This window comes from Streptomyces tubbatahanensis (assembly GCF_022699385.1).
GTDB lineage: Bacteria > Actinomycetota > Actinomycetes > Streptomycetales > Streptomycetaceae > Streptomyces > Streptomyces diacarni.
The window spans coordinates 6646195-6667887 of record NZ_CP093846.1; the positions used below are offsets into that span (position 1 = coordinate 6646195).

Genomic DNA, 21693 nt, shown 5'->3' on the forward strand with positions numbered 1-21693 from the left:
AGCCCGGCTACGTCCTCCCGGGGTCGGGCCCGGATCCGGACTGCGGACGGGAACGGGGACGTGCGCGGCGCTTCGCGGATCCGGGCGGTGTCGGTGCGCCGGTCCCGTGCGGGGCGCCTGCCGCGTCCTGCGGGGCCGTGGCCGGCGGGGTCGTGGGCGGAAGCGGGACCGAGGCGGGCGCACCGCCGGGCCGCGCGGGTGGTGTGGGCGGACCCTGCGGCGGCGGAGGCACCCGGGGGCCTGCCTCCGCCGGACCGGACGCGCCCGCGGGCGGCTCCGTGCCGGAGGGTTCCGGGGCGGGCGGCTCCGTGGCGGGGCGTTCCTTGGCGGAAGGCTTCGGGGTGGAGGGCTTGGGCTTCGCGCCGGAGGGCTCGGCGAGGCGGGGCTCGGCGGCGAGGGGTCCAGCGACGGGGGACTCCGGCGCTCCCGGAACATCGGGCACCGCCCGGTCGGGCACCGCACCATGGGGCACCGTGGAGTCGGGTGACGGCACGTGCGCCGCACCCGGGCGGGCACGCGTTCCGCCGCGTGCCGCGTTGCGCAACGCCAGCGCGCCCGCCGCCAGCAGCGCCGTGACGACCAGGGCGGCCGCCCAGCCGGGCATCACCGTCGCCAGCAGCAGGCCGATGGCCACCGCCAGCGCCGCACCCGCGTAGAGCGCGAGGACACCGGCGCCCGTGGTGAGTTTCAGGGCACGGGCGCCCAGCCTGGCGCGGAACTCGGCGCGCAGCTCGTTCTCCACGGACTCCAGCTGCTCGCGCATCAGGCGCGCCATCGGCTCGGACAGGTCGCCCGTCGAGCCGGGGCCCGGGGACGCGCCGCTTCTCGGATTGGTCGCCTTGGCACTCATGAGGCGCCGGGTACCCCGCCGCGAAGGGCTATGCCGCACGCCTGCCGCGCGCCCCATTCGGGCGCAAACTCTCCTGAGCCGACCGGCGTTGACGTGGCAAGATGGAGACGCCACACGGATCGGCGTACGGCGATCGGCGTACGGCCGCGCGAGGAAGCGGGACGAGGAGGGGTGCACGGTGAGCAGTCTCAACAAGGGCCTCGAAAAGGTGGAGGTCACCCTCAAATGGGATCCCAGTCCCCTGGGGGAGCCGGATCACGACCTGGACATCGTGGCCGGCACCTACACCGCCGAGGCGCCCTTCGGTGAGCCCGACTACCTCGTCCACTTCGACAGCCGCTCGCCGGACGGCACCATCACGCTGAACCGCGACAGCAAGACCGGACAGGGCTTCGGTTCGGACGAGGTGATGACCCTCGAACTCGACCGGCTCGCCGAGACGTACGTCCGTGTCGTGGTCGGCGTCGCCATCCAGCAGGGCGAGGGCCGCAAGACGTTCGGTCAGATCGAGAACACCGCGGTGCAGATCCGCGAGGGGTACGAGGAGCTGTCGGAGAGCGACCTGGCGGGCGTCGAGGGCTCGACCGCCGCCACCGTCGCGGAGTTCGTCCGGGGCGAGTCGGGGGAGTGGCACCTCAAGGTCATTCTGCGCGGCTACGACGGCACGCCTGAGGAGTTCACCGCCCGCATGGGACTCCCGGAGCAGGGCCGGGCCTGACGGCCGCCGGGAGCGCCGCCGGGCAGCCTCGGCCGGCAGGGGAAGGAACGGAGCACGAAGGGCGGTAGCGGTCGGATGACCGCTACCGCCCTGCCGCGCCGCCTGTGCTACAGCTCCTTGATGCGGACGTTGCGGTAGGAGATCACGTCAGTGGTGCTGTGGACCTGGAGGCCCACGTACCCCGAGGCGTAGCGGCGCCCGTCGGTGCCCGGGTCGTCGTCGCGCGGCGGGTTGAAGACCTGACCGCGGTCGTTCTGGAACTCGTTGATCAGCGTGCCGTTGCGGTAGAGCTGGTAGTGCTGGCCGATCACCCGGATCTCGTAGTCGTTCCAGGTGCCCTTCGGTGTCACACCGGCGCCGGCGAGGCCGACGCGGTCGAAGCCGTAGACCGATCCCGTCTTGTACATGTCCCCGTCGGGACGGTCGAGGATCTGCATCTCGTGCCCGTACTTGATGGCCACCCACTCGGGCCGGGACTCCTCCGGGTGGTCGTGGACGTCGGGGAAGCGGACGAAGACGCCGCCGTTGGCGCGGCCGTCACCGGGCGCGTCGTCGCGGAACTGGAGCTTCAGCGAGAAGTCACCGTACCGGCGCTTGGGATACCAGAGCATGCCCATGCCCTCGACGGTGTCGTCGCTGGTCATGGAGCCGTCCTCGTTCAGCCCGAACCTGCCGCCGCCGACCTGCTCCCAGGCGGCGAACGACTCCTCGCTGCCGTCGAACAGGTCGCGGTAGCCGGTGTTCTGACCCGGCGTGCCGATACCGGAACGCTTGGCGGCCTGGTTGATCAGCTTCCGTTCGCGGGGCACGAGGACACCCTCGTCGAGCAGGTCCTCGGTGACGCCGCGCACGTGCTTGAGGAAGAGGGCCTGGGAGGTCCACTCCTTCTCGTCCTCGATCAGCTCGTTGACGGTGCAGCGGCGCTGCGTCATCCGGTTGGGCACCCCGGTGTCGAGGGTGCCGACGAAGACCGTCTCCCGCTCGTCGTACTCGGGGCAGTTCGGTGCCGGCACGCCACCGCCCGCCACGACGCGGAAGGAGAGCGTGCGCGGCTCGGAGGTGTTGCCCGCCTTGTCGGTGGCCCGGTAGGCGACCGAGTGGTGCCCGGCCCGGTCGACGACCAGCGGATCGCCGTAGGCCAGGTAGGGGGCGCCGTCGAGCGCGTACTCGATCTTCTCGACGCCGGACTTGTCGTCCGTCGCCGACAGTTCCACCGTCGCCTTGCCGAGGTAGTCGCCGTCCGAGTTCTTCTTGCCCTCGGCCGTGCCCTCGGTCGTCGGTGGAGTGGTGTCCACGTTCGGAGGCTCGACGACGGTGAAGCTCGCCGACTTCTCCTCCGCCGCGTTGCCCGCCTTGTCCTTGGCGCGGTAGCGGAGTGTGTGCTCGCCCACGTCCGTGACGGTCACCGGCTCGGTGTAGGCCTGGAACTCGCCCTCGTCGAGCGCGTACTCGATGGTGTCGACACCGGAGTCCGCGTCCGAGGCGGTCACCGTGACCGTCGCGGTGCCCAGGTAGTTGCCGTCGGCGTCCTTGTCGCCCTCGACGGTGGCCGAGGTCTCCGGCGGCGTGGTGTCCTCACCCGGCTCCCCGCCGGTCACCACCAGGGTGCCCGTCATCTGCTGATGCCCCGGGATCGTGCAGTGGTACTTGTAGGTGCCCGGGGTGAGGGTGACCTGAGCCGTGTGCTTGCCGCCCTCGGCGTCCGCGGGCGAGGCCAGGATGTTCAGGCTGACGTCCTGGTTGTAGTCCGGGTCGGAGGTGACGAACGTGAGCGTGTGCGACATACCGGTGGTGTTGCCGGTGGCCGCGCTGTTCTCGAACACGATCGTCGCCTCGCCCGCCACGGCCGTCGCCGGAGCCGAGGCGTACTTGGTCATGTCGTCGTCGGCCGTCCAGGTCAGCACCTGGTCCGCCGCCTTCGGGGCGTCGTCGGCGCGGGCCGCCGCGGGCGCCGCCTGGCCCTGCCCCCACGCCGTCGCGGAGGTCAGCCCGAGCACCATCAGCAGCGCCGCCAGCACGGCGGTCAGCAGCCTGGCACGCTCCCGTCTTTCCCGTCGTCTTCCCAGGGGCCTCGCGCTCATCGGCCCGCTCCCTTCCGCAGCGCAGGTTCGGCCATGTCCTCGGGCGCCGGCGTCGGCTCGCCGCCCTTGTAGGTGATCCGCCACAGCGCCGACTTGTCGTCGGAGGTGAAGAAGCCGCGCCCGTAGTCGAGGACGTAGAGGGCGCCGTCCGGGCCGAACTTCCAGCCCATGAGGTTGCGGATGCCGCCCTCGCCGACGGGCACGATCTGATCCAGGCTCTCGGCGTGGGCCGGCAGCGCACCGGTCTCGCCGCCCTCGGGCATCAGCAGCGCGTGCCGCGGCTGGTCACCGTCGTACAGGTCGCCCACGAACCACTTGCCGTCCCAGTAGGAGGGCCACTTGACCTTCGAGTCGCTGTCGGCGTCGTAGCGGTAGAGCGGGCCGTTCATCGCGGCCTGCCCGCCGCCCTTGAGCCAGTCCAGCTTCAGTTCCTGCTCGTCGAGCTTGTAGCTGGGCACGCCGTTCTCGTCGCGCGGGAAGTCCGGCGCACCGCCCTGGGGCGAGTACCAGATGTTGTTCGGCTTGGCGGGCGGGATGTTGACCAAGCCGTCGTTGTTGGGCGACTCGTTCTTGAGGTGGTCGCAGTCGTACCAGTCCAGCGGCTTGCTCGGATCGGGCAGGTTGCGGTCGCGGTAGGGCTGCTTGTTGCCCATGCAGAACGGCCAGCCCTGGTTGCCCGCCTCGGTGATCTTGGCGAACGTGTCGTACTTGGCCGGGCCCCACGTCTCGCTCGGCTCGGTCGCGTCCGGGCCGACCCACCCGGCGTACAGCGTGTCGGTCTCCTTGTCGACGGAGATCCGCGACGGGTTGCGCACGCCCATCACATAGATCTCGCCGCGCGTCTTGCCGCCGCCCTCGTCCGGCTCCTCGCCGGTGAACAGGTTGCCCTCCGGCAGGCTGTAGGTGCCGTCGTCCTCGGGGTGGATGCGCAGGATCTTGCCGTTGAGGTTGTTGGTGTTGCCGGCGGTGCGGCGCGCGTCCGAGAAGGAGACACCCTTGAAGTCCGGCTCCGGGTTGTTGCCCGAGTACCCGTCGCTGAACTGCGAGGAGTTGTTGTCACCCGTGGCGATGTAGAGGTTGTCCTTGGAGTCCCACGCCATGCCGCCGCCCGCGTGGCAGCAGCTGTGGATCTGCACGGGCCACTTGAGCAGGACCTTCTCCGAGCCCAGGTCCAGTTTGTTGGTCTCCTGGTCCAGGGTGAAGCGGGAGACGCGGCGCTCGGCCATGTGCGTGTCCCGGTTGATCTCGCTATGCGGCGTGTAGTGCAGGTAGACCCAGCCGTTCCGCGCGAAGTCCGGGTCCAGCTCGATGCCGAGCAGCCCCTCCTCGTTCTTGACCAGCTCCTCGCCGCCGCCCTTGTTGCCGAAGATCGTCAGCTCGCCCGCGAGGGTGACCTTCTCCGTCTCCGGGTCCCAGACGTGGACCGTGCCCTTCCCCTTGCCGACGTCCGGATCGTCCCAGTCGGTGACCACGGGCTGCGAGGCGTCCTCGCCGCCGCGGCCGATGTAGAAGACCCGTCCGTCGGGCGCGGTGACCAGGCCGTGGGGCTCCCCGATCTGGTCGTGCTCGCCCGGCTGGTTCGGCTGGGTCAGCCGGGTGGCCTCGTAGTTGTCGGAGATCGCCGCCTGGCAGTCGGCGCGGGCCAGCCGCGTCGTCCACATCAGGGCGCCGCGCAGGTGGCTGCGGAAGTCGGTCTCCTGGTAGCTGGAGGCCGTGCCGCCCATGGCGGTGTAGAAGGACCTGCCGCCGTCGTAGTCACGGCACCAGGAGACGGGGTGGTCCCAGCCGCCGCCGTCCTCGCCCGGGTCGTAGCTGTTGGCACGGACGCGGGCGACCGTGTGGACCTTGCCCGAGGGGTTCTCCTTCCAGTTGAGCCACTTGTCCAGCCGCTTCCACTCGACGGGCAGCTCCTTGGTCGCCGGATTCCTACGGTCGCCGATCTCGACCACGGCCCGCTGCGCCGTGGCTGGACTGTGCTCGGCGGGCCGGGCACCGATCAGCCCGGTGAACCAGTCCGAGTACGGCTCGGCGCGGGCCGCGTCGTGGATGCCGAGGAACCCGCCGCCCGCCTCCATGAAGCTCTCCAGGCCGGCCTCCTGCTCGGGATCGAGCACGTCGCCGTCGCCGGTGAGGAAGACGACGGCGTTGAAGCGGCCCAGGCGCTTGGCGTTGGTGAAGACCGCCGGGTTGTCGGTCGCCGAGATCGTGAAGTGCTCCTGGGCCGGCCCCTGCCCGCCGATCTTCTCGATCGCCTCGATCGCGGCGTTGACGGTGGGCGACTCCTCGCCCGTGGCGCCGTGGAAGACCAGCACGCGGACGTCCTCGCCGCCCGGCGGGCTCGGCAGGGCCAGCTTCTGCGCGGGCGTGTCCGGCGGCGGCCCGGCGAGTGCCGGGCCGCTCAGCAGCCCGGCGGCGAGTGTTCCGGCCAGCAGCGCGGCGATCCTTCTGCGCCGGGGTCTGGCCCGCTTTGTATGCGGTTGGTGCCGCATAAGTGATCCACCCCTCTTCTGTCACAGAAACGTGGCAGAAGCTAGACCTCTTTTGGTGGTTCGCCAAGAGCTATGACCACAACTCGACGAACTTTGTCCAGGGTGTGGATAAACTACCGGCGCGGCGCTACGGTCCCAGACTGATCCGTCAACTCGACTCACTCGCACTCACGTTGGCTCCACGCCGGCGCACCAATGGCCTCACGCCCCGGGGAGAACGAGAACGATGACCGGAAACGCGCACACCCACACCCGTCGTACCTTCAGCAGACGCCTCCTGGCGGGCGGCGCCGTCGCGGCCGTCGGCAGCAGCGCGCTGACGGCCGGGGCGAGCCCCGCACAGGCGGCCCCCGCCGCCTCCGGACAACTGCGCCGCGCGGGCAAGGGAGGCGAGACCCGCCGGATCAAGATGTTCGCGGAGAAGCTGCCCGACGGGCAGATGGGCTACGGCCTGGAGAAGGGCAAGGCGACCATTCCGGGACCGCTGATCGAGCTGGTCGAGGGCGACACCCTGCACATCGAGTTCGAGAACACCATGGACGTCGCCGCCAGCCTCCACCCGCACGGCGTCGACTACGACATCGACAACGACGGCACCAAGATGAACGACAGCCACGTCGAGCCGGGCGGCAAACGCACCTACACCTGGCGCACCCACGCCCCTGGGCGCCGCAAGGACGGCACGTGGCGCCCCGGCACCGCGGGCTACTGGCATTACCACGACCACGTCGTCGGCACCGAGCACGGCACAGGCGGCATCAGGGCCGGCCTCTACGGGCCCGTCATCGTGCGCCGCGAGGGCGACATCCTGCCCGACCCCGACCGGCAGTTCACCATCGTCTTCAACGACATGACCACCAACAACCTCACCAAGGGGCCCGACTTCAAGGCCACGGTCGGCGACCGCGTCGAGATCATCATGATCACGCACGGTGAGTACTACCACACGTTCCACATCCACGGACACCGCTGGGCCGACAACCGCACCGGGCTGCTGGAGGGCCCCGAGGACACCTGCCGGGTCATCGACAACAAGATCACCGGGCCGGCCGACTCCTTCGGGCTCCAGCTCATCGCCGGCGAGGGCGTGGGCGCCGGCGCGTGGATGTACCACTGCCACGTCCAGAGCCACTCCGACATGGGCATGGCGGGCCTGCTGCTGATCGCCAAACCGGACGGCACGGTGCCGGGGCATGGGGAGCACCACTAGCGCCACCAAGGTGTGGCCGCTCGCGGCGCCACCAAGGCGTGGCCGCTCACGCGGTCTTCCGGTCAGTGGTGCGCCCAGGCCGGCGCCCACACGTCGCACGGCGTGCGCGGGCGTGAGGCGCGCAGGTGGTCGCGTAGCGCGGTCAGCACGGGGTGCCGGTCCTGGCTGCGGAACAGCAGCACGTGCGGGTAGACCGGGGTCGGGTCGTGCAACGGGATGCGCCGCAGGTCGTGGGTCCGGGGCCACAGGTAGCGGTCCCCGCTGCCGACGAGCGTGGCCAGCGAGGCCGAATCCGCCAGCGCGTCCATCAGGGCCTCGTCACCGAAGTGGGGGCCGAGCGCGTCGATGCTCAGCCCGAACGCATCCGCCAACTCCTGGTAGAACGCCGCCCACTCCGTGTCCGACCTGATCCCGGGGATCCAGATGCGGTGGCCTACCAGGTCCGCGGGGCTGACGAAGGGCGCGTCAGCCAGCGGGTGGCCGGGACCGAGCAGGAGCTCCAAGGGCGCGTCCAGGAGCCGCTCGGCGCTGATCCCGGCCGGGACCTGGTCTGCCGGCAGGGCGCGGAAGGAGGCGTCGACGGTCCCTTCGCGTACCGCTTGGGCGGCCTGGGCGGCGTTCTCCATGCTCAGCGTGACCGCGTCCAGGTCCGTTCCGGGACGGGAGCGGTAGAACCGGTAGACGGCCTGGGCAGGGGCGATGCGCCGGTTGAGGACATCGACACGCAGGGGCCGGCTGCCGGGGCGCACAGCCTGCTCGGCCAGCTCGATGGCTCTGAGGACCTTCTTGGCGTGCGGCAGGAAGACCTGCCCGTCCAGGCTCAGCCGAGAGCCTCGGGAGGTGCGCACCAGGAGCCTGACCCCGGTACGCCTCTCCAGGGCCGCGATCCGTTTGGAGACCGCCTGCTGACTGATCCCCAACTCGTCGGCCGCGGCCTGGAACTGGCCGGTCTCGGCGACGGTCACGAACGTCCGCAGTGCCTCCACATCCACGGCTCCCACCCTACGTGCACAACCGGCGGTTGTGTCTGGCGTGGGTGCGGGTTGTTTGAGCGAGTGTCCCGTGCGGTGGTGGGATCAGCGCATGTCCACCCGCACAGAGCAGACCATGTATGTCCAGACGCCTGATTTCGCGCATCATGCGGAGCGGATCGCGGAGGTGACCGATGCGACGTCCCGACTGAACGTGCTTCCGTTCAGCGACAGCGAAGGCCGTGCGGCACTACTTTCCGTTGTGTTCGGCGGCCCGCTGCCGGAGTCGGTGACGCTCTACCCGCCGTTCTTCACCGAGCATGGGCTGAACACGACGTTCGGGGAGAACGTCTTCGTCAACCAGGGGTGCACCTTCATGGACAGGGGAGGCATCCGTATCGGCGACGGAGTCATGATCGCTCCGAAGGTCAGCCTCATCACCGGAGGCCATCCACTGCCCCTGGCCGAGCGCCGCGAGTACCTCTCCTTCGCCCCGATCGCCATCGAAGACGACGTCTGGATCGGGACGGCTGCCGTGATCACACAGGGGGTGACCATCGGCGCCGGCGCGGTGGTCGCGGCCGGCGCGGTGGTCACTCATGACGTTCTTGCCGGCACTGTGGTGGCGGGAGTGCCCGCCCGGGTGCTCAAGACGATCGACTGAGCCCGGCCGGGCCCCGGCGGTCCCGGTGCCGGCCTTCCAGCGCCCCGCCTTCCAGCGCCCGCCTATCCCGTGGCTGCCGCCGTGTCGGCAGTCCCGGAGGCGTCCGGTGCGGAGGTATCCGGTTCGCAGGCGTCCGGTGCGGAGGCATCCGGTGCGGAGGCGTCCGGTTCGCAGGCGGGTGGTGCGGGAGACGGCGTGCGGTAAGCACGCAGGGCCGTGTTGGCCGTGGCTACGACGGCGATCGCCACGCCGGCGGACAGGCCTCCGGCCACGAGGGAGAAGGGGGCGGAGGTGGCAGAGGCCAGCAGGCCGCCTCGGAAGTTGCCGAGTTCGGGGCCCGCAACGCCGATGACGTGTTCCACGGAGGAAACCCGTCCGCGGTACGCGTCCGGGGTCTCCAGCTGGATCAGGGCACTGCGAGTGACCACCGACACGGTGTCGGCGGCGCCCGCCACGGCCAGGCAGCCGAGCGCCGCCCACAGCGGTCCGGCCAGGCCGAAGCCGGCGAGCGCGAGGCTCCAGACGCCGGCCGCGGTCAGCTGGACCAGGCCGCCGCGGCGCCAGCGCGTCACCGTGCCGGAGAGCAGGCCGGCCGCGATCCCTCCGACGGCGACGGCGGAGAGGAAGAGCCCGAGGGTCTGCGGGTTCCCACCGAAGCGGACCTCGTTGACCAGCGGAAAGAGTGCGATCGGCATGGCGAGGAGCGTCGCCGAGAGGTCGGTGGCCATCGAGCCCCAGAGGGTCTGGCGGCGTAGGACGATCCGCCAGCCGCCGCGCTCCGGCCGACGGCGGCGGCCTGCGACGGCGCCCTCGGGGGGCATGGCCGGGAGGCGGAGCACCGCGAGCGCCGAGACCGCGACGGCCGCGGCCTGCGCCGCGTAGGCAGCGGGGACGCCCCAGCGGGCGATGATCAACCCGGCCGTGGCGGGCCCGGCCAGCATCGCCGCCTGGAAGGAGACGTTGGTCAGAGCGAGCCCGGCCGCGACCTGGTCGGCCGGCAGCAGCCGTACGGGGAGGGTGCGCCGGGCAGGCGCGCCGAGCGCGCTACAGGCCGATCCCGCGGCGACCAGTACGAGCAGCCCGAGCACGTTCCTGTTGTGCGCCAGCGCCTGGACGCACAGCCCCGCGGCGGCCAGGAGCTGGCCGACGGTGGTGGCCCGCAGTACCGCCCGCCGGTCGACGGTGTCGGCCAACGCGCCGCCGAGCAGCCCGAACAGCAGCATCGGCAGGCCTGTGGCCAGTCCGATGGCGCCGGTGCCCACCGGACTGCCGGTCACGTCCCAGACCTGGGCGAGCACTGCCACCGTGGCGACCTGACCGCCGAGTTGGGAGGCCGAGGATCCGGTCCACAGGGCGCGGAACGGCCGACTGTCACGGAGCGGGCGGACGTCGAGTAACCGGACGGGGATCCTCATCGTGGCGGCTCGACGAGGTGTCCGAGGACGCGCTGCCGCATCGACCGGTGCGCCAACGCCCGCCGCAACTCCTCGGCCACGGTGGTCAGCGGGTGCGGGAGTTCGGCGTCCAGTTCGGCGACCGCCGCGTGGGTCGCGCGCCACTCGGCTTCCATGAACGGCACCAGCGACCGGCCGCGTTCCGTCAGGTCGATCCGCCGGGTACGGGCATCGGGCCCCGCCTCGGAGGTGACGAGATCCTCCCTGCGCATGGCGGCGACGGTCTGGCTGATCGCCGAGTGCGAGCGGCCCAGGGACTCCGCGAGCTCGCGGATGGTCAGCGGCCCGGTGTGGGCGAGCCGGACCAGCGGAGAGGCGAACCGGGGTCGCACGCCCTCGATGCCGCGCGCGAGGTAGACCTGCTCGATCTCGGCGTCCATGGCGGCCAGCAGTTCGTGCAGCGCCTGCCAGGGATCGGGCACCGTCGTGGGGTCCGGGGAGCCCGGGAAGTGCGGGGATGGCACAGGGCTAATATAACAGCGCTGTTGTAATGCGGTTCGGTCACCCTTCGGCACCCGCTCGCCTCCGGACCGTGTTAGCCTGAAGGTGTTGCGGTTTTGGTACCCATGAACGTGTGCGCGCCTGAGCTCAGTAGCTCGGGCGCGTTCTGTTTTTCCGGAGTCACTCTGGAGGGGGTCATTGCGGCGACGCGGAGCCGCGCGAGGTGTGCGGCTCCCAGCCACCCTGAAGGAGAAGAAGATGGCAACCGGCACCGTGAAGTGGTTCAACTCGGAAAAGGGCTTCGGGTTCATCGAGCAGGACGGCGGCGGCGCCGACGTCTTCGCCCACTACTCGAACATCGCGGCCACGGGCTTCCGTGAGCTCCACGAGGGCCAGAAGGTCGAGTTCGACGTCACGCAGGGCCAGAAGGGCCCGCAGGCGGAGAACATCACCGCTGTCTGAGGCGCGACGCGTCGTATCACCGCTGGGGCCCGCACCGTTCAGGTGCGGGCCCCAGCGCCGTTCTCACGGCAGCATCCACGCCAGCACGTGCGACTGGAGCAGCACCAGCAGGCAGATGGCGAGGAGCAGCAGCAGGCTCCAGGCGACGGCCCTGCGGAAGAGCACCGCCTCCTTGCCGAGCAGGCCGACGGCCGTCGCCGCGATGGTCAGGTTCTGCGGGCTGATCATCTTGCCGACCACGCCGCCCGAGGTGTTGGCGGCCACCAGCAGCGTCGGGTCCAGGCCCGCCTTGCCCGCGGCCGTCTGCTGGAGGGTGGCGAACAGGGCGTTGGCCGAGGTGTCCGAGCCGGTCACGGCCGTGCCCAGCCAGCCGAGAAGCGGAGAGAAGAAGGCGAAGGCGGCCCCCGCTCCGGCGATCCAGGTCCCGATGGTGATGGTCTGGCCCGACAGGTTCATCACATACGCGAGCGCCAGCACCGAGCCGACCGTCAGCAGCGCCCAGCGCAGCGTCAGCACCGTCTGTCCGAACTCCCGCACGGCCTCCAGCGCCCGCACGCGGTAGACGGCGGCCACCACGATCCCGCACAGCACCAGCAGCGAGCCGGGGGAGGAGAGCCAGGGGAAGACGTAGACGGTGGTCGACGAGCGCTCGCCCGCGGCCGTGAGCACCTCGCCGTCGAGCCCCGGCCAGTGGACGGCCACGTCGCTGTCGGCCAGGAACTCCTTGACCGGGTCCAGCAGTTTCGCGACGGAGAAGACGGCGATGACGACGAGGTAGGGGACGAAGGACATCCAGACGCGGGCACCGGTCATCGTGCCCCCGCCCTCCGGCTGCGCCGACGCGGAGACCTCGGGCGCCGGGCCGCCGCCCGCTTCCTGGCGCTCGCGTTCGGCCGCCTCCCGCAGGTTCCGGCGCACGCGCTCCCCGTCGCCCGGCTGCCACACGCGCAGGAAGACGACGACGGCGGCCAGCGCCACCAGGGAGGCGATGATGTCGGTGAGCTCGACCGAGATGTAGTTGGAGCTGACGAACTGCGCCACCGCGAAGGCCCCGCCGCACACCAGCGCCGCGGGCCAGGTCTGCCGCATGCCCCGCACGCCGTCCACGAGCGCCACCAGCAGCAACGGGACGAACAGCGCCAGCAGCGGGGTCTGCCGTCCGACGTAGGCGCCGATGTCCTCGTAGCTGATCTTCGTAAGGCTGCCGGCGGTGATGATCGGCGTCGCGATGGCGCCGAACGCGACCGGCGCGGTGTTGGCCACCAGTACGGTGACGGCGGCCCGCACCGGGGAGAAGCCCAGCGCCATCAGCATCACGCCGGTGATCGCCACCGGTGCCCCGAACCCGGCCAGCGCCTCCAGCAGCGCGCCGAAGCAGAAGGCGATGATCAGGGCCTGGATGCGGGGGTCGTCGCTGACGAGGTTGAAGGCCCGGCGCAGGTCGTCGAACCGTCCGCTGGAGACGGTCAGCTGGTGCACCCACAGGGCGGCCAGCACGATCCACATGATCGGGAAGAGGCCGAAGGCGGCGCCTTCCGTGCCCGCGAGCAGGGTCAGGTCCACCGGCATGCCGTAGGCGCCCACCGCCACCACGACGGAGACACCCAGCGCCGCGAGGCCCGCCCAGTGCGCCTTGAGTCGCAGACCGCCCAGCAGGACGAAGAGGGTGAGCAGTGGCAGGGCGCCCACCAGCGCGGACAGCGCGAGGGAGTCGGCCACGGGGGACAGGTCGGGACGGTACATGGTCACCCTTCGCCCTCGGACAGCGCTCATGGCGGGGCAGGATCGCACCCCGGTTCGAACTGATCGTTTTGCAAGGTTGGTTCCGGATCGGCGCGCTGTCCAGGGGTCCGGCATGATGAGCTCATGTCCCGTCGCAAGGGCGCCCCCAGGGGCCGCCGCACCGCCGCCACCTCCCGCCCCGTCACCGGAGGGGCCGCGCCGCTGGCTCCCGGGGCCCCCTGCCCCTGCGGGCTCGCCCCCTACGCGGAGTGCTGCGGGCCCTTCCATCGCGGCGCGTCGGCTCCCGCCTCCGCCCAGGAGCTGATGCGCTCCCGGTACGCGGCCTTCGCGGTGGGTGACGCCGCCTACCTGCGGCGCACCTGGCATCCCGCGACCCGCCCCGCGCGGCTGGACCCGGCGGGGCCGTCACGGTGGACGGGGCTGGAGATCCTCGCCACCACGGGCGGCAGCGCGTTCCACAGCGAGGGCACGGTGACCTTCCGTGCCCACTGGGCGGACGGCGACGGCACGTTCGGGGTGCAGGAGGAGCGCAGTCGGTTCGTGCGGGTGGACGGGGCGTGGGTCTACCTGGACGGCGCCGTGGCCTGACGCGATGTCAGGCCACGGCACCGGGGGTGCTTACTTAGGTGCCGTATACACCTGATATACCGGTGGTATGACCGAGCACGCATCAGCCGAGCTCGTCATCCGGGACGCCCGCCACGGGGCTCCTGCCACGACCACGCGCCGCGACAGCAGCCACAGCGGGTCCCCTCGGATGAGGGCTCTCACTCCTCACGTAGACCTCTCGGACCACACGGGCCCCTTGAGGCACGTAGACCTCTCCGGGCCTGACGGCCGGACCTAGCCCCTCTCCGGCGCGGCGGCCCGAGCGCGCCGCCGCCCCCCACGGCCCCTCGGGCCCTCTCGCCCGCCGCCCCGGCCGAGCGCGACCGGGTCCGCGGCGGCGGCACGTGCACCGGCACCTCCACCCACACGTGCGCCGGTGTGTCCGCACGCCTCTCCCCGTCGCCCGCGGGCTGTGCGGCGTGCCCGATGCCGCCGTGGCGCCCGGCGTTACTCCGTGAGGTTGTCGGTCCACGGGTCCGACGGCACGGCTCCGCACGTACCCCGAGGCCGGTCGTCAGGATCGTCGCGGCGGAAAGCCGCCCCAAATGTCGGAGAAGCCCGAAACGTACCGATCTTCATCCCGCCCTAGGCACGCCCGCCGTGCCGTGACAGACGGGTATGGGAAGCGCACCATATGCACCTTCTTGTGAAAGGGACACGCCAGCCGCTGGCCGGCGAGGTCCTGGTCCCCAACTCCAAATACCACGCGCACCGCGCCCTGATCCTCGCCTCCCTCGCGGAGGGCACCAGCGTCATCCGCGGTCTCTCGGACGCCCGGCACGTCCAGTACACCGTGCAGCTCCTGCGCGGGCTCGGCATCCGCGTCGACGTCGACGGCGACTCCTTCGTCGTCCACGGCGGGCCCTACCGGCCACGCCGCGCCTCGGTCTCCGCCGGCAGCTCCGGCAGCACGCTCTACTTCATGATCGGGCTCGCTTCCCTCGCCGAACGGCCGGTCGCCGTCACCGGGCAGAAGTACTTCAAGCGCCGCCCCGTCTCCCCCCTGCTGGACGCGCTGCGCACCCTGGGCGTCGAGCTGGAGTCGGCCGACGGATGCCCTCCCGTACACGTGCGGAACAAGCGGCCCACGGGCGGTCACGTACGCGTCGCGGGCACGCTCTCCCAGTGGATCTCCGGCCTCCTCCTGCTCGCCCCCTTCGCCACAGGGCCCAGCGTCGTCGAGGTCGAGGGCGAGCTGAACGAGCAGCCGTATCTGGAGCTGACGGTGGCCATGATGCGGCAGTTCGGCCTCGCGGTGACCGTGTCCGAAAACTGGCGGCGCTTCGAGATCGAGGGCGGTCAGCACGCCACCCCCTGCGACCTCACCCTTCCGCCGGACATCGGCTCCGCGGCCTTCGGCATCGCCGCCGCCGCGCTCCACCCGTCCGATGTACTGCTGCGCGGCATGCACACGCTGCACGGCGGCCCCGCCGACCACCCGGAGGCCCACTTCCTCGACCTCGCCAGGGCCATGGGCGTCCCCATGGAGCTGGACGAGGCAGGGCGCGGCGTACGCGTCCGGCACGAGGGCATCGATCTCAAGGGCGTCGAGGTCGACTGCCGCGAGGTCCCCGACATGCTGCCGGTCCTGGCCACCCTCGGCACCTTCGCGCAGGGCGAGTCCGTCTTCCACCACGTGGCCCACACCCGGCTCAAGGAGTCCGACAGGGCCGCCGCCATGCTCCAGCTCAACGCCATGGGCGGCGAACTCGAACTCCAGGGCGAGACCCTGCGGGTGAGCGGCGGCACCCGGCGCCTGGTGGGCACCGGACTCTCCTCCTTCAACGATCACCGGGTGCTGATGTCCCTCGCGGTCGCCGCCTCGCGTGCCTCCGGGCGTACCACCCTCACCTACCCCCACGCCTACCGGATCTCCTACCCGACCTTCCTGGAGTCGATGAACACGCTCGGCATCCCCATGACCGTCGAAGGCGGCACCAGGCCGTCCGCCGAGAGCGGCAGAGGGCCCGGTGCCGACCGTCGCCCGCGCGACCCCCGCACCCCACGGGCTCCCCGCCCCCCGGTGGACGTCTCGCGCCCCGACGAGGCGGCCAGGCACACCCTCCCCGCACTCGTCTGCGACCGCGCCGCCCGCGACCCGGACGGCACCGCCCTCGTGGACGTACGCGACAGCGGCGCCACCACCCTCACCTGGCGGCAGCTGCACGAGCGCAGCGAGCACATCGCCGCGCTGCTGCTGCGGCTGGGCGTCCAGCCGGGGGAGGCCGTCGCCTTCCAGCTGCCCAACCGCTGGGAGTTCACCGCCATCGCGCTCGCCTGCCTGCGCGTCCGCGCGCTGTGCTGCCCCATCATGCCGATCTTCCGCGAGCGGGAGGCCGCCTTCACCCTGCGCCGCTCCTCGGCCCGGGTCCTGCTGCTGCCCGACCACTTCCGCGGCCGGCGGCACGCCGCCGAGATCGCCGGGCTCGTGGCCGAGGGCAGCACCGATATCGGCAGGCTCGCCCACGTCGTCGTCCTGCCCTCGGGGGAAGGCCCCGCCGACGTGCCCGCCGCGGCCCGGGAAAGCGGGAGCGTCCGCTGGCACGAGTGGAGCGCGGCGCTCGAGGCCACCCCCGTCGACCCCGAGGCGCTCGCCGCCCGCGTGCCCACCCCCAACGACCTCACCCAGCTCCTGTTCACCTCCGGCACCACCGGCGAGCCCAAGGGCGTCCTCCAGCGTTCCGCCTCCCTCAGCCGCGCCGTCTCCATGGAGATCAGGCACCTCGGACTGACCGGAGCGGACACCATCTGGATCCCCTCGCCGCTCGCCCACCAGACGGGCTTCCTCTACGGCATGTGGCTGGCGCTCGTCCTCGGCGTCCCGCAGATCGTGCAGGCAGAGTGGAACGCGCCCCTGGCGCTGCGGTCACTGCGCGAGCACCGCGCCACCTTCGTCCAGGCCGCCACCCCCTTCCTGATGGACCTCGTCCGCGCCGTCGAGGACGGCGAACGCGCCCCCCAGGACCTGCGGATCTTCGTCGCCACCGGCGCCACCGTCCCCCGCGGCCTGGCCGAACGCGCCAGCCGGGTGCTGGGCACCACCGTGCTGGGCGCCTTCGGCTCCACCGAGACCTGCCTGGCCGCCCTCGCGGCCCCCGGCGACGAGCCGGCGCAGCGCTGGGGCACCGACGGGCGGGCCCTCACCGGCGTCCGCCTCAGGGTCACCGACGAGAGCGGGGCCGAACTGCCCTGCGGCACCGAGGGCCACTACGAGATCCTCACCCCCACCCTCTTCGACGGCTACCTGGAGCGCCCCGACCTGACCGCCGAAGCGCTCACCGCCGACGGCTGGTACCGCACCGGCGACCTCGCCACCCTCGACGCCTCGGGGTTCCTGCGGATCACCGGCCGGGTCAAGGACGTCATCAACAGGGGCGGCGAGAAGATCCCCGTCGCCGAGGTCGAACAACTGCTGCACGACCACCCCGCGGTGGCCGACGTGGCCGTCGTCGCGATGCCCGACGAACGCCTCGGGGAGCGCGCCTGCGCCTTCGTCGTTCCCGAACCCGGCGGCGCCCCCCTCGGGTTCGAGCAGATGCAGAAGTACCTCGACTCCCACCAGGTCGCCAAGCAGTACTGGCCCGAGCGGCTGGAGACCGTCGCGGACGCGTTGCCCCGCAACGACGTCGGAAAGATCCAGAAGTTCGTGCTCAGGGAGCGGGCCCGCGGCCTGCGCCCCCAGCGCGGAGAAGGAGCGGACAAGTGAGTGAGCAGCACGGCACACAGCCGGCACAGCAGGGCGTGGGGCCCGCGCAGTACGAGCGGCTGCGCCAGAAGGTCACCGCGTGGGTGACGGGGCCCGGCGAGGAGTGGGCCGGGCGCATCGAGGCCACAGGCCAGGTGCCCGAACAGCTCTGGGCCGAACTGCGCGAGGAGGGCTTCCTGCGCATGGCCGCGCCCCGCTCCTACGGCGGCCACGGGCTCTCCTTCACCCAGTGGATGGGCCTGATGGAGATCTTCTCCCGCTCGCACGGCTCCATCCGGATGATCGTCCACGTCGTCAACGGCATCTGGCGCGCCATGGACCCCTTCGCCACCGACGAGCAGCGCAAGAAGTTCGTCCTGCCCGCCATCGAGGGCGACATCAAGATCGCGTTCACCCTCACCGAGCCGGGCAACGGCACCGGAGCCGACATCACCACCTCCGTCGTCCGCGACGGCGAGACCTACCGCCTCACCGGCGACAAGCACCTGATCACCTTCGGAGTGCGCTGCGACTACTACCTCCTCGCCGCGCGCGTGGAGGGCTCCACGGGACACGAGGGCACCGTCTCGCTGCTGGTGCCCCGCGACGCCGAGGGCGTCCACGTCGAGGACACCTCCCAGACCATGGGCGTGACCGGCACCGACCACGCCACCCTCCGCTTCGAGCGCACCCCCGTGCCGGTCGCCAACCGGCTCGGCAAGGAGGGCGAGGGGCTGGACGTCGCACTCGGCGGCTTCCTGACGCCCTCGCGGATCTCCGTCGGCATGAGCTGTGTCGGCCTGGCACAGCGCGCCCAGGAACTCGCGCTCGACTACGCCGAGGCCCGCCACACCTTCGGCAAGAAGCTCAGCAGGCGGCAGGCCGTCCAGTTCATGCTCGCCGAGAACGCCGCCGACATCGAGGCCGCCAAGCAGCTGGTGATGCACGCCGCGCGCACCTTCGAGGAGGGCGGCGAGGACGCCTCCATGCTCTCCTCCATGGCCAAGATGACCGCCGTCTCCATGCTGACCCGCGTCACCGACAACGCGCTCCAGGTGCACGGCGGCCTCGGCTACTGGAAGACCAGCCCCATCGAACGCGTCTACCGCGACGCGCGCGCCCAGCGCTTCGAAGAGGGCACCAACGAGATCCAGAAGACCGTCGTCTTCCGCGAACTGCTGCGCGCACACACCCAGGGAGGGAACCTGTGACCGACACCGAGACCCCGAAGGTCGCACTCATCACCGGAGCCTCGCGAGGCATCGGCCGCGAGCTGGCGCTGACGCTGGCCCGGCGCGAGGGCGCCACCATCGCCGTCAACTACAAGAAGAACGCCGACCTCGCCGAGAAGACCGTCGCCGACATCGCCTCCCTCGGCGGCAGCGGCTTCGCCGTCCAGGCCGACGTGGAGACCCCCGAGGGCGTCACCGCGCTCTTCGACGAGGTCGCCAGGCGCTGCGGGCGGCTCGACTGGTTCGTCTCCAACGCGGCGGCCAGCGTGTTCAAGAACATCGTCGACCTCAAGCCCCACCACCTCGACCGCTCCTACGCCATGAACCTGCGGCCCTTCGTGCTCGGCGCGCAGGAGGCCGTCAAGCTGATGGACGACGGCGGCCGCATCGTGACGCTGTCCTCCTACGGTTCGAGCCGCGCCTACCCCACCTACGCGGCCCTCGGCGGGATGAAGGCCGCCCTCGAGGCGTGGGTGCGCTACATGGCGCTGGAGTTCGCGCCCTACGGCATCAACGTCAACGCGGTCAACGGCGGGCTGATCGACTCCGACTCGCTGGAGTTCTTCTACGACGTCCCCGGCATGCCCGAGATGAGCACCGTCCTCGACCGCATCCCCAAGGGCCGCCCCGGCACCGCGGGTGAGGTGGCCGACGTGCTGGCCTTCCTGCTGGCGCCCGAGTCGGAGTACATCACGGGGCAGACGCTCGTCGTCGACGGCGGACTCAGCGCCGTCGCGCCGCCGTTCTTCGCCGACGCGGGAGGCGAACTGCGCCTCCCGCCCCGCCCCCAGCGCCCCGCATGACCGACCGCGCGCCGCGACGGCCCGCATGACCGACCGCGCCCTGCGGCGGCCCGCATGACCGACCGCGCCCTGCGGCGGCCCGTATGACGGCCCGCCGGGCGCCCGCCCACCCCCTCCGGCGGGCGCCCGGCGCGGCCCAGCACGCACCACACCGAGGAGTCCCGCGTGTTCACCCACGTCACTCGGCCCGGCGCCATCGGCTCGCTCCGGGTCGCGAACCGCCTGGTCATGGGGGCGATGCACCTCAACATGGAGAACCTGGACGACGGGGGCGCCGCACTGGCCGCCTTCTACGCGGCACGGGCCCGCGGCGGAGCCGGACTCATCATCACCGGCGGCTCGGCCGTCAGCACCGTCGCCGCCGGCGGCCCCGGCTACAGCCACGTCAACGACCCCGCGCACCATCCCGCGCTGCGCCGCACCGCCGACGCCGTGCACGAGGAGGGCGGAAAGATCGCCCTCCAGCTCTTCCACGCGGGACGCTACGCCCTCACAGGCGCGAGCGGCCCGGCACCCGTCGCGCCGTCCGCCGTGTACAGCCGCTTCTCACGGACCACGCCCCGCGCGCTGACCGAGGCCGAAATCGGCGAAACGGTTCGCGACTTCGCCCGTGGGGCGGCCACCGCGCGCGATCTCGGCTACGACGCCGTCGAGGTGATGGCCTCCGAGGGCTATCTGATCAACCAGTTCCTCTCGCCCGTCACCAACCTGCGCGACGACGGATGGGGCGGCGACGCCGCACGCCGCCGCCGCTTCCCGCTCGAGGTGCTGCGCGCCGTACGCGAGGCGGCCGGAGACGGCTTCCCCGTGCTCTTCCGCATCTCCGGGGCCGACCTGGTCCCCGGCAGCAGCACCCAGGAGGAGACCGAAGCGCTCGCCGTCGCCCTGGCCCAAGGCGGCGCCGCAGCGCTCGACATCGGCGTCGGCTGGCACGAGTCGCGCGTCCCCACCGTGCAGTCCGCCGTGCCGCCCGGCACCTGGGCCCCCTACGCCGAGGCCGTGAAGAAGGCGCTGTGCGCGGCCGGGTACGCGGACGTGCCCGTCATCGCCTCCAACCGGGTGGCCGGGCTCGACCAGGCCGAGAGCCTGCTGCGCGGCGGCGGCATCGACCACGTCTCCATGGCCAGACCCCTCCTGGCCGACCCCGACCTGCCGGCCAAGTGGACCGCAGGACGCAGCGCGCTCGTCAACGTCTGCCTCGCCTGCAACGAAGCCTGCATCGACCGCTCGTTCGGCACCGAACGCGTCTCCTGCCTGGTCAATCCGCGCGCCGGACACGAACGGGAATTCCCCGAGCAGCCCGGGGCCCACCCGCCCCGCTCCTTCGCCGTCATCGGCGGTGGCCCCGCGGGGCTGGAGGCCGCACGCGCGCTCGCCGCGCTCGGCCACCGCGTCGACCTCTTCGAGGAGGACGAGGAGCTCGGCGGGCAGTTCCGCCTCGCCCGGCAGGTCCCCGGCAAGGAGGACTTCGCCGCCACCGTCCGCTACTTCACGGCCGAACTCGCCCGGCTGGGCGTGCGCGTACACCTCGGACGGCGCCTCGGTTTGGGCGATGCCGGACTCCTGAGCCGCTTCGCCGGGGCCGTCCTGGCCACCGGCGTCCAGCCCAGGCTCCCCGACATCCCCGGCTGGCCCCTCCTGCACACCGTCACCTACCCCGAGGCCTTCGCCCGCCCCGAATCCCTGGGTGAACGCGTCGTCCTCCTGGGCGGCGGCGGTATCGCGATGGACCTCGCGCACCTGCTCACCGGAGAGCGGACGCCCGCGACCCCGCAGGCGTTCCTCGCCGCGTACGGCCTCGGTGAGGGCCCCGCCACCCAGACCCCGACGGCGCGGCACCGGCTGACGCTGGTCAGGCGCGGCCCCCGGATCGGCGCGGGGACCGGGCCCAGCACCCGCTGGGTCGTCCTGTCCGCGCTGCGGGCCCACGGCGTCGAGATGGTGACCGGCGTCGGATACCGCGAGATCACCAGGGAAGGCGTGGTGGTCCAGGGCGCCGACGGAGCCGAGCGGCTGCTCCCCGCCGACTCGGTGGTGTTCGCCACCGGGCAGGAGCCCGAGCGCGCGACCGTGCCCGCGCTGCGGGCCGCCGGCGTCCCCTTCGAGGCCGTCGGCGGCGCACGCGACGCGGCCCGGGTCAACGCGGTGCGCGCCACCGCCGAAGGCTTGGCAGCCGCCCACCGGCTGGGTACCGCAATCGTGTGAGAGCCCCGCCCGTCCCCTCCCTCCCGTCCCCGGGGGCTTCGCCCCCGTACCCCGTCCTGACCCGCAACCGCAACGA

Annotated in this window: 16 protein-coding genes; 9 read left to right on the plus strand and 7 right to left on the minus strand. The window is 71.9% G+C overall.

Features of this window, described 5'->3' with window-relative positions; translation table 11 throughout:
* Positions 1 to 7: 7 nt before the first annotated feature.
* Positions 8 to 850, minus strand: a complete 843-nt coding sequence (locus tag MMF93_RS28465; protein ID WP_242755956.1) for a phage holin family protein — start codon at positions 848 to 850, stop codon at positions 8 to 10.
* Between the two features lie 178 nt (positions 851 to 1028).
* On the opposite strand from MMF93_RS28465, the gene MMF93_RS28470 reads away from it, so the two are divergent.
* Entirely contained in the window at positions 1029 to 1568 is a 540-nt protein-coding gene (locus MMF93_RS28470; RefSeq protein WP_242755957.1) for a TerD family protein, read from the plus strand.
* A gap of 107 nt (positions 1569 to 1675) precedes the next feature.
* Here the strand turns inward: MMF93_RS28470 and MMF93_RS28475 are convergent, their stop codons facing one another.
* Both MMF93_RS28475 and MMF93_RS28480 read right to left on the minus strand, forming a co-directional pair.
* Positions 1676 to 3649, minus strand: coding sequence for an OmpL47-type beta-barrel domain-containing protein (locus tag MMF93_RS28475; protein WP_242755958.1), 1974 nt, complete (start codon positions 3647 to 3649; stop codon positions 1676 to 1678).
* Positions 3646 to 6138 carry a ThuA domain-containing protein gene (locus MMF93_RS28480; protein WP_242755959.1) on the minus strand — a complete coding sequence of 831 codons (2493 nt, stop codon included), beginning with the start codon at positions 6136 to 6138 and terminating at the stop codon, positions 3646 to 3648. The genes MMF93_RS28475 and MMF93_RS28480 overlap by 4 nt, the downstream gene beginning before the upstream one ends.
* Positions 6139 to 6364: 226 nt before the next feature.
* On the opposite strand from MMF93_RS28480, the gene MMF93_RS28485 reads away from it, so the two are divergent.
* Positions 6365 to 7348 carry a multicopper oxidase domain-containing protein gene (locus MMF93_RS28485; RefSeq protein ID WP_242755960.1) on the plus strand — a complete coding sequence of 328 codons (984 nt, stop codon included), beginning with the start codon at positions 6365 to 6367 and terminating at the stop codon, positions 7346 to 7348.
* Between the two features lie 62 nt (positions 7349 to 7410).
* Here the strand turns inward: MMF93_RS28485 and MMF93_RS28490 are convergent, their stop codons facing one another.
* Positions 7411 to 8340, minus strand: coding sequence for a LysR family transcriptional regulator (locus MMF93_RS28490; protein WP_242755961.1), 930 nt, complete (start codon positions 8338 to 8340; stop codon positions 7411 to 7413).
* 115 nt (positions 8341 to 8455) lie between these two features.
* Between MMF93_RS28490 and MMF93_RS28495 the strand changes: the two genes are divergently transcribed.
* Positions 8456 to 8983, plus strand: coding sequence for a DapH/DapD/GlmU-related protein (locus MMF93_RS28495; RefSeq protein WP_242757818.1), 528 nt, complete (start codon positions 8456 to 8458; stop codon positions 8981 to 8983).
* A gap of 62 nt (positions 8984 to 9045) precedes the next feature.
* On the opposite strand, the gene MMF93_RS28500 is transcribed toward MMF93_RS28495, so the two are convergent.
* Positions 9046 to 10398, minus strand: coding sequence for an MFS transporter (locus MMF93_RS28500; protein WP_242755962.1), 1353 nt, complete (start codon positions 10396 to 10398; stop codon positions 9046 to 9048).
* Positions 10395 to 10901: a MarR family winged helix-turn-helix transcriptional regulator gene (locus tag MMF93_RS28505; protein ID WP_242755963.1), complete on the minus strand. Its 507-nt coding sequence runs from the start codon at positions 10899 to 10901 to the stop codon at positions 10395 to 10397. Before MMF93_RS28505 ends, MMF93_RS28500 begins: the two co-directional genes overlap by 4 nt.
* A gap of 235 nt (positions 10902 to 11136) precedes the next feature.
* On the opposite strand from MMF93_RS28505, the gene MMF93_RS28510 reads away from it, so the two are divergent.
* On the plus strand, positions 11137 to 11340 hold the full coding sequence (locus MMF93_RS28510; RefSeq protein WP_114023219.1) for a cold-shock protein: 204 nt from the start codon (positions 11137 to 11139) through the stop codon (positions 11338 to 11340).
* Positions 11341 to 11403: 63 nt separating this feature from the next.
* Here MMF93_RS28510 and MMF93_RS28515 read toward each other — a convergent pair whose 3' ends face one another.
* Positions 11404 to 13083, minus strand: a complete 1680-nt coding sequence (locus tag MMF93_RS28515; protein ID WP_242757819.1) for an L-lactate permease — start codon at positions 13081 to 13083, stop codon at positions 11404 to 11406.
* A gap of 123 nt (positions 13084 to 13206) precedes the next feature.
* Here MMF93_RS28515 and MMF93_RS28520 point away from each other — a divergent pair, with 123 nt between their 5' ends.
* From MMF93_RS28520 to MMF93_RS28540, 5 genes are all read left to right on the plus strand, one after another.
* A complete protein-coding gene (locus MMF93_RS28520) occupies positions 13207 to 13671 on the plus strand; it encodes a YchJ family protein (protein ID WP_242755964.1) in 465 nt (154 codons plus the stop codon).
* Positions 13672 to 14326: 655 nt separating this feature from the next.
* Positions 14327 to 17398 (plus strand): 3-phosphoshikimate 1-carboxyvinyltransferase, encoded by a 3072-nt coding sequence (gene aroA / locus MMF93_RS28525; RefSeq protein WP_242755965.1) that lies wholly within the window; start codon positions 14327 to 14329, stop codon positions 17396 to 17398.
* 35 nt (positions 17399 to 17433) lie between these two features.
* The gene (locus MMF93_RS28530; RefSeq protein ID WP_341483333.1) at positions 17434 to 18588 is read left to right on the plus strand and encodes an acyl-CoA dehydrogenase family protein; all 1155 of its coding nucleotides are present in this window, start codon (positions 17434 to 17436) and stop codon (positions 18586 to 18588) included.
* Positions 18585 to 19412 carry a 1-cyclohexenylcarbonyl-CoA reductase gene (gene chcA, locus MMF93_RS28535; RefSeq protein WP_242755967.1) on the plus strand — a complete coding sequence of 276 codons (828 nt, stop codon included), beginning with the start codon at positions 18585 to 18587 and terminating at the stop codon, positions 19410 to 19412. Before MMF93_RS28530 ends, chcA begins: the two co-directional genes overlap by 4 nt.
* 165 nt (positions 19413 to 19577) lie before the next feature.
* Entirely contained in the window at positions 19578 to 21617 is a 2040-nt protein-coding gene (locus MMF93_RS28540; protein ID WP_242755968.1) for an oxidoreductase, read from the plus strand.
* Positions 21618 to 21693: the final 76 nt, after the last annotated feature.

Bases quoted from the DNA above. Each gene is read 5' to 3' on its own strand.
- MMF93_RS28495 (WP_242757818.1), top strand. From the start codon at position 8,456: ATGTATGTCCAGACGCCTGATTTCGCGCATCATGCGGAGCGGATCGCG.
- MMF93_RS28500 (WP_242755962.1), bottom strand. From the start codon at position 10,398: ATGAGGATCCCCGTCCGGTTACTCGACGTCCGCCCGCTCCGTGACAGT.
- MMF93_RS28475 (WP_242755958.1), bottom strand. From the start codon at position 3,649: ATGAGCGCGAGGCCCCTGGGAAGACGACGGGAAAGACGGGAGCGTGCC.
- MMF93_RS28510 (WP_114023219.1), top strand. From the start codon at position 11,137: ATGGCAACCGGCACCGTGAAGTGGTTCAACTCGGAAAAGGGCTTCGGG.
- MMF93_RS28465 (WP_242755956.1), bottom strand. From the start codon at position 850: ATGAGTGCCAAGGCGACCAATCCGAGAAGCGGCGCGTCCCCGGGCCCC.
- MMF93_RS28480 (WP_242755959.1), bottom strand. From the start codon at position 6,138: ATGCGGCACCAACCGCATACAAAGCGGGCCAGACCCCGGCGCAGAAGG.
- aroA (WP_242755965.1), top strand. From the start codon at position 14,327: ATGCACCTTCTTGTGAAAGGGACACGCCAGCCGCTGGCCGGCGAGGTC.
- MMF93_RS28520 (WP_242755964.1), top strand. From the start codon at position 13,207: ATGTCCCGTCGCAAGGGCGCCCCCAGGGGCCGCCGCACCGCCGCCACC.
- MMF93_RS28485 (WP_242755960.1), top strand. From the start codon at position 6,365: ATGACCGGAAACGCGCACACCCACACCCGTCGTACCTTCAGCAGACGC.
- MMF93_RS28515 (WP_242757819.1), bottom strand. From the start codon at position 13,083: ATGTACCGTCCCGACCTGTCCCCCGTGGCCGACTCCCTCGCGCTGTCC.